Source organism: Grylomicrobium aquisgranense (assembly GCF_033971865.1).
GTDB lineage: Bacteria > Bacillota_I > Bacilli_A > Erysipelotrichales > Erysipelotrichaceae > Bulleidia > Bulleidia massiliensis.
Map to the genome: position 1 here is coordinate 20,908 of NZ_JALBUR010000025.1, position 8,996 is coordinate 29,903.

Genomic DNA, 8,996 nt, shown 5'->3' on the forward strand with positions numbered 1-8,996 from the left:
ACAATTACTTCGGCCAGCGAAGGGTGGCAAAGTAATCCTCAGGTGTTTCTGCACGGCGGATCTCAATGACAGATCCGTCTTTTTTTAACAGCAGTTCGGCGCTGCGCAGCCTGCCATTGTAGTTGTAGCCCATCGAAAAACCATGGGCACCGGTATCATGAATAATCAAGAGATCTCCAACATCAGTCTCCGGCAGTTTTCTCTGCACAGCCAGCTTGTCATTGTTCTCGCACAGATTGCCCGTGACGTCATAGACATGTGTGCAGGGTTCATTTTCCTTGCCCACAACCGTGATGTGGTGGTAGGCGCCATACATGGCAGGCCGCATCAGATTGCATGAATTGGCATCCACGCCAAGATATTCCCGGTATGTTTTCTTCTTGTGCAGCACACGGGTCACCAGACACCCATGGGGACCGGTCATGTAACGCCCCATTTCGGTAAAGATGGCCACATCCTTCATGCCTGCGGGCACAAGTATTTCTTCATAGGCCTTTTTCACACCTGCACCAATGGCAAGAATATCATTTTCTTTGTCTTCAGGCCGGTAGGGGATACCAACACCGCCGGACAGATTGACAAAGGCAATATGCACACCTAACTGCCTGTGCAGATCGACGGCCAGTTGGAAAATGATTCTGGCAAGGGAAGGATAATAGTCATTCGATAATGTATTGGAAGCAAGGAAAGCATGCAGGCCGAAATGCTTCACGCCTTTTTTCTGCAGAATCTGAAAAGAAGAGAAAATCTGTTCACGCGTCATGCCAAACTTGGACTCGCCTGGTGTATCCATGACCTGGAAGCCTTCCTTGCTTTTGCCAAGCGTGAACACACCGCCCTGGTTGTACCGGCAGCACACGGTCTCTGGCAGAGAACCTGCACGTTTCTCGAAGAAAGCAATATGACCGATATCATCAAAATTCACCAGAACATTCATCTCTTTGGCAAGCGCAAAGTCCTGGGCAGGGGTGTCATTGGAGGAAAACATGATGTCATGGCCTGAAAAACCAAGCCGCTTTGCCATGAGCAATTCCGTGTAGGAAGAACAGTCCAGCCCATTGCCAAGATCCTGCATGATTTTCAGAATATACGGGTTTGGTGTTGCCTTGACGGCAAAGTATTCCCGGTATCCCGGATTCCAGGCAAAGGCCTGCTTGACCAGCGCGTCTGTATTCCGGATACCCTGTTCATCATATAAATAAAAGGGCGTAGGATACTGACTTGCAATCTCACGGATCTTCTCATCCGAAACAAACGGTTTCTTCATGGACAAATCTCCTTTTTGTCACCATGTTTACCACAGATGAAAGCCAATATGCAACAAAGATGGAAGAATCTGAGGCAGTATGACCTGAGATTCTTCCATCCTTTATCATCTATCTTTTGCTGTCTTTCTGATGATGCACTGCCTTTTCCGCATACATCTGTGCATCCGCAGCTTCGATCCACTGCTTTTCAGTATGGATTTCATCAGAAAGCCTTGCTGCACCAATACTGACCTGCAGAGTATACGGCGTATGATGCAGATCACTTTGATGCGCCATTTCCTGTTGAATCGTTTCCTTCAGCTTTTCAAAATCATCATGCCTTCCCAGCGGCAGCAGCAGAATGAACTCATCACCGCCATAGCGGCTGATCAGTGCCCTCCGATAGGAACCGTGGCATACAGCACGCAAAGCATCGGCACATTGGCACAGGGCTGCATCACCAATGGCATGACCATAGGTATCATTGATGCTCTTGAAGTGGTCGACATCAACAATCACAAGCGTCATATCATCAGGCTCATGATGCACGAGCACCGAATGCATGCGGTTCATCAGCACCAGCCGGTTGTTCAGACCCGTCAGAGGATCTGCGGAGATTCTGCTCTCCGTTTCATTCATATACTCCTGCAGCAATGCCAGCGTCATGATCGGTACACAAACAGGCACCTGACGCAGCATGGTCTGGATCAGTACTGCTGAAAAAGGGATGCCAAGAAACAACAGCTGGGCAGGGATGGCATAAAGATCCTGATAGCCGCGGTCACTGGTCTTTTTCAGCCAATGGATGTAGCGGATGGCTTCCCATATGGAATAGAAGATCACAACTGCACCAATCAGATAAGCACCTTTGTTAGAAACAAGCACCTGGTTTTTCCAGGCAAACAGCAGTGGATATTTCAGATTGATACACAGCAGTATACCTAGCAGAATCACTGGGATTGCACACAGCCAGCAGGCCTTCCGGTTGTACACAATCGGGCTGTGCCGCTTGCTTTCCATGTAATAAACCCACCAGTATACACTCAGCGCACAAAGCATGACATAGCCGGAATGCAGCAGCAGAAGGATGAAATCACTGGCGGTACTGGTATGAACGAGCATGATCAGCAGAACATAGAGCACGCCGGCTGTGGCAATCGAAAGCAGAATGCGGCTGTACAGCTGGGCTGTCAGCATCTTGCCGGAATGATCGGTATGCACTGCCATTAACAGCAGCATGCCAAGGCACAGTAGATGGATTTCTGCAAAATATGTAATCAGAAAGTTTTCCATAGTGTTATGTAAGGTATCAGAAAAGAAGAAAACAGGTAGACAATTACGCACCTGATCTGTTCTCTTTCTCTTGCTGGCTTGATTATAGCATGGGGTTACTTTTTAACAGATGAGTATCTTCTGCATACATATTATTACAACTCAGTCATTGTGAATTATTCAAAATGATACTCAAAGAAATTACATACCCGTGTAATAATATCTTTTTGTCAACAACGGAAATGGTACCAATTTCATGTCTTTTCGGCACTGTTGTAAAGACCTGCCTTTCCCTATCATGATAACAGGAGAAGAAATCTCACTCATGATCCGTAAGTTATCAATCATTATTGTCTACGGCGTGCTGGCCGCAATTCTCTTTCTTGCGGTGCGCGCTGACCTGCATGCTTCACAAACGCCGCAGGTTCCATCTACTAGTGAGGAACAGTCTGCGGCGGTGCAGGAAGATGAAATTCAGGACGCATGGATTGGACAGGATGAACGCCAGAGCCATGCCCTGATTCTGATGAACGGATACAGAGCAGTGATGATTTCCTTCGATCCCATGGAAACGGATGTGTCTGTCCGGTACAGCATGTACCAGGAAGCACAGATGACAGATTCATCCGGCAGTTTCTGGCGGCTGTTTGCAACACAGGCCAATGCATCATGCATTGCCTCTGTTAAAACCAGCAGGGAGGGTATCCTGCTGATGAGCCTGCCAGACGGCAGCATGGTTCCGGCCAAAGCAATGAGCAGTGGAAATGCAGCAAATCTCATTGCCAGAGCCCAAGAGATTCAAAACGGATTCAACCAGGGAGGACAACATGAAAATCAGTAAATGGATGAAAGGATTCCTGTCATTTCTGCTGTCATTCACCGTCATGTTCACTACCATGATTCAGCAGAATGCGGTATTGGCGGATGAAGGCAGTATCGATCCTGCAGAAGTGATTGATGAGGAAATGCCAGCATCATCGCCTGAAGCTGAGCCAACAGCAGAAGCTGAGGCAACACCGGCCGCTTCAGAACCAGTTGCCACACCAGTGGCATTAGAAACAGCAGAGCCAACTGTACAGCCAGATGAAACACCGGCTGTACAGGAAGCAGATGTACAGACAGAAAGCACACCTGCAGAAGCACCGCAGGCTGCCACAGCCCAACCGGCGGAAACACAGGAAGAAGCATATGTCTCACCGACATCCTTCGACGCTGAAACGGATAACATCAAAGTGCATGCCGAAACAGCAGAAGGCGCCTTCAATGAGCCGGTCACACTTGTGGTCAATGTGCTTGAAGAAGATACAGAAGATTATAAGAAGGTCCAGGAAACAATGGACCAGAACGGCAGCAGCCAGGATGGTATGCTCGCCCTTGATATCAGATTTGAAAACAGCAGCAATCAGGAAGTCGAGCCAAACGGCCAGGTTTCCATTTCTGTCGTCATAAAGGATGCTGCCAATGAAGATATTGACCAGTCATCTCTGCAGGTTACTCACCTCAAGGAAGAAGATGACGGAACACTCACACTGGAAAAGGTAGCTGACAATGATCAGAATACTGATGGCTACATCCGTACGGCAGATAACAATGTAGAAGCAGACTTCACAGCAGACAGTTTCTCTGTTTATGCCGTATCGTATGCAAGAAATGAAGATGCAGCAACAAACAATATCTACTTCACAGATACATACGGTACGGAAATTGCGGATGCAGTCAGCTTGACAAGCAATTTTTCCGGTATTGATCTGAGCACATATAAAACCATTGATGGCTATCAGAATCCAAAGGTATTTGTTGGCTCTTATAATGGTACACGTATTAACTCGACACTGACATACTACAATTATTGGCAAGATGCATATTGGGCTTATATAACATATGGCGGCTACCGTGCATATGATCTGGATGATCGGGATGTCTATGTCGTTTATGAGAAGACACCTAGTTTTACTACTCTGTCTACTGTCAATACCGTAGACAGTGAAAAATTAGGGTTCTATATTGAAATGGTTAATATGGTCCCGTATTGGCATTATTCTGACTATGGCCCATATAAACCGAATGGCACCCTTACACAAGGATTGTACGGAAGATTACTTGATTCTAATGGATACCCATACTTTGCAGGTTCCAGTATCTCGTTGAGCAGCCCGTTTGCTTCATCTACAAAAGCAAATCATTTGTTCTATCAGGATTACTATAATTCTACCGGCTATTTCTACTACAACAGTGCAGATACATTTGCGTCATTGCAAAGCAATGGAAATTTCCTAGTGTCCAATCAGCTTGGCTCTCCAAGCGGCGATTCGGATTTTTTCTACAAAAGAGGAAATTTCTTGCCATACAATAGCCTGAATCTCAACAGAGTGATCAATCATAATCTTTATGACGATCAGGGCAATGCACTTTCTATAGGTGCTCCGCGATATAATGAAAATCTGTACGCGGTGAATGAATCAGTTGATTTTGGCTTTGGTATGCATGCTAGCGCAGAATTCTACCAGCCAGTTAATGGCCAGGTAAACGGCGGTGACGATATGGTTTATGAGTTCACTGGCGATGATGACATGCTTGTCTACATTGATGGAGTATTGGTGCTTGATCTAGGTGGAAATCATGATGCACAAAGTGGAAAAATCAATTTCCGTACTGGAACGGTAACCTTCACAAATATCAGTAATAAAACTAAGAAGGATTCGGGATCTTCTACCACAATTAAGAATCAGTATGAATTAGCTGGACAGCTTGGCTCAACAACCTGGTCTGGCGATACATTTGCAGCAGGTACTTCCCATAAGATTGACATTTTCTACATGGAACGTGGCGGAGGTGCTTCCAATCTGAAGATGAAGGTCAACATTCCGCCGGTACCAGCTGGATCAGTTACTGTATCCAAAAAGGTGGAAGGGCTTGATGCGACCCAGGCTGCTAATGAAACCTACAAGATGCAGCTGATGATTGATGGCAGAATCGCAGCAAATAGAGCTTACACACTGACTGATAAGCCGAATACTACACTGTCTACAGATGGGAATGGACAGTTCGATCTGAAAGCAGGACAGACAGCCGTGTTCAGTGGAGTGGGGCATGGTAGTACTGTCAAGGTAAATGAGATTGTCGATGCGAATACAATCTATAATGTTTCGTATCAAAGATATGATTCCAATAACAATAAAATCACTGACAATAAGGATACAATCACCGTACCAAGTGCAGGACATGTTGCTGTAACCGTTACAAACAATGCAACACAGCACACCAAGGATCTGACCATAACAAAACAGTTCCTCATGAATGGACAGGATGTTTCCGGTTCCATCAATATGGATGCTTTCCAGAATGCAGCATTCACTCTGCAGGAATCCAAAGACAATGGTGGTACATGGAAAGATCTGTATACCATTTCCTACAGCAGCTTCCAGAATGGTTCCTATACATTCAGACAGCTGGATCCAAGAAGTCAGTACAGAGTCATTGAGAATCTGACAGATACAACGAATGGCAGCAACGCTGCATACAGCTATACTGGCACAGTATCTTCTGTCAATAACACCAAGGGCGATACAACTTCTCCGGTGATCTCTCTGGAAGATGGCAATGCAACAATTGCATTCGCGAATAACTATGGAACACAGACATATCCATTAACCATCAAGAAGAGTTTCGATGGCATTGAGAGTCTGCCTTCCAGCTTCCAAATCACGATCGAAGGAAGTAATGAGGTATTTACTGTTGAAAACAATCCTGGATCTGGGACAGCTGAAGATCCATATGTCTGGTACACAAATGCAGCTTATAACAGCACTCTGACAATCACTGAGAGTGGTTATGAGACTGACAATTATCAGATTGCCGATGGTACAGAAACACAGAAGAAGATCAAAATTGGCTCCGGCAGCAATGTCGTTGAATTCACAAACCATTACGTGCCTAAGAGCTTCGAATTCACTTTGGTCAAGAAATTTGTTGGTATCACAAAGGATGAAATCCCGCAGAATTTCCAGATTGAAGGTAATGGCAAGACATACGTACTAAAGGATTCAACACCAAGTGATAATGGTCTGACATACACATGGACTGATTACGCAAATTATGGTGTTGATCTGTCATTCGAGGAATCAAATGCAAATGTTACTGGCTATAGCTTGACTGCCAGCAGCAATGGCACAGCTGCGATCCACATGCAGGCCTCTGGCAATACAGCTGAAATCACAAATACTTACACACCTCAAACCTACAATGTAACAGTTACCAAGGTGTTTGAAGGTCTTGACAGTGATGCAGATCGCAGCAATTTTGAAATGCAGGCAAGCGTGGATGGTGTTACTACTGCCAAGAAGATTTCTGATGCTATAGGAGGAGATGGCACAGCAAATAATCCATTCACTTGGACATTTGAGGCTCCGTATAAGAAAACTGTGACTGTAAGCGAAGCCAACTATCAGATCAAGGGCTTCACACGTACAAACAATGATGCAACAACAAAATCAATCCCAGTTATAGCATCCAATGAAAGCAACAGAGTCTCCTTTACGAACGTTTATCAGAAGAATACAGGTGAGGATGTGAATGAACTTCCTACTCTGAATATTCTTAAGAAAGATAACAAAGGCAAAGCTCTTGCTCAGGCAAAATTTACTCTGTATGGACCAGATGGTAAGAAAGTCTGGCATGATGTGACAGATACAGAAGGCAAAGTTACAGTAGATTTCTCCAAGTATACATTCTCTGCAAATAAGACATCTTATCAGTTTACACTGAAAGAGACAGAAGCTCCGACGGGTTATACAGCTTCCGATGAGACATATACATTTACTGTTAATCTGAAAGACGGCGATCCACAGATCAAATATGATTCTGCTAACAACTTATTCCAGAAGATCTATCACTGGATCGTTGGCAATCAGTCATCTGCTTCCTATGATGCAGCAACCTCTACACTGACAGTAGTTAATACGATCAATCAGTACAAGTACAAGATCGTCAAGACATTCAGCGGCGTTGCTGACCTTCCTGATACATTTGCGATTACTGATCAGAATGGCAAGAAGTACACTGCAAAGAAAGATGTCACAAAGAATAGCAAAACCTACACCTGGACTGGCACTGCGGATTATGGTACTGAATTCACGCTTACAGAAAGCGGCATGGAAGTCTATGGCTATGATCTGAATAACACCGTTAATAGTAAGAGTAATAGTAAGAGCGGTGCTTCCGGGACCCTGAAAGTTACATCGGAGGAAAAGGATAACGTCATTACTTTCAGCAATATCTACACAGCACAGACACGTAAAGTCACTGTCACAAAGCAGTTCAACGGTCTGAGTGCAGAAGAAATTCCTGCAGGCTTTGCAATCAAGGGATTAGATGAAGATCTGACGCTGAATAGCGAAGGCGTAACGAAGCTCGATGACTTTACTTACCAGTGGACAAAGAATGTTACTTTTGGAACGGAACTGAAACTTACTGAGACTGGATATGATGTATCCGGCTACCAGGTCTCTGCAGCTATCAATGGCTATCCAGGCACTGGCATCGAACTGACAGCAGGCGATGATAACAAAGTTGCTTTCGTCAATACATATGAAAAGAAGTATTCCGAAGAAGATGATGTTACAAAGCCTGTCTTCACAATCCACAAGATTGATCAGGATGGCAAGCTGCTGGCAGGTGCAACATTCACACTGAGAGACAGCAATAACAAGGTTGTCTGGTCTGGAACATCAGATGGTAAAGATGATCTGACTGTAAACTTCAATAAGTTTGACTTTGGTAAAGATGCAAATGCCAGGTTCAGTTTCACACTCCATGAAGATGCGCCTACAGGTTACACAGGTGCTGGCGATTGGACAATTGAGGTCAGTGAGGATGATGGCGTTGTCAGTCTGAGAAAAGAATCTGATGAGGACTTCTTCCACAGGATCTACAACTGGCTGATCAGGAATAAGTCCGATCAGAACTTTGACAAGGACAGCAAGGTTCTGACTGTTACCAATCCGGTTAACAGCTATTACTTCACAGTCACAAAGAGTTTCACAGGTATAGAAGCACTGCCGGAGGATTTCCAGATCACCGATTCTCTTGGTCATGTATACAAGATTGGTGATGCAAAGGTGGTTGATGGTGCTTATACATGGACAGGCAAAGCTGACTATGGAACAGAAGTTACCTTCACAGAAGAGAACTATGAAGTAACAGGATTTGACGTTACTGCAAAGGCAAATGATGTAGAACGTGATTCTGCTGCTCTGAGAATTGGCACTGATAAGGAAAAGAATGTTGTTGCTTTCAGCAATGAATACAAACTCAATTCTTATCACTATACAGTCACGAAGACATTCTCCGGTATGTTACGCCTCTCACGAAATGACCATTCGCAGATCAGATTGATTGTCACTGATCTGCTTTTTATAATGTCACCAGTTAGAAAGGAAAAAACCTCAGAGTCTTTTGTTATCTTGCGGATAATACTCT

General features: G+C 44.7%; 4 protein-coding genes. 2 read left to right on the plus strand and 2 right to left on the minus strand.

Annotated features, from left to right (window positions below; translation table 11 throughout):
- Positions 1 to 4: 4 nt before the first annotated feature.
- Complete coding sequence (locus MOZ60_RS08860; protein WP_370596407.1) at positions 5 to 1,267, minus strand: diaminopimelate decarboxylase; 1,263 nt, start codon at positions 1,265 to 1,267, stop codon at positions 5 to 7.
- A gap of 109 nt (positions 1,268 to 1,376) precedes the next feature.
- Positions 1,377 to 2,540 carry a GGDEF domain-containing protein gene (locus tag MOZ60_RS08865; protein WP_370596408.1) on the minus strand — a complete coding sequence of 388 codons (1,164 nt, stop codon included), beginning with the start codon at positions 2,538 to 2,540 and terminating at the stop codon, positions 1,377 to 1,379.
- Positions 2,541 to 2,844: 304 nt separating this feature from the next.
- On the opposite strand from MOZ60_RS08865, the gene MOZ60_RS08870 reads away from it, so the two are divergent.
- Entirely contained in the window at positions 2,845 to 3,360 is a 516-nt protein-coding gene (locus MOZ60_RS08870; RefSeq protein WP_277634619.1) for a hypothetical protein, read from the plus strand.
- A partial coding sequence (locus MOZ60_RS08875) for a SpaA isopeptide-forming pilin-related protein (RefSeq protein ID WP_370596409.1) occupies positions 3,347 to 8,996 on the plus strand: 5,650 nt, incomplete at its 3' end. The genes MOZ60_RS08870 and MOZ60_RS08875, both read left to right, overlap by 14 nt.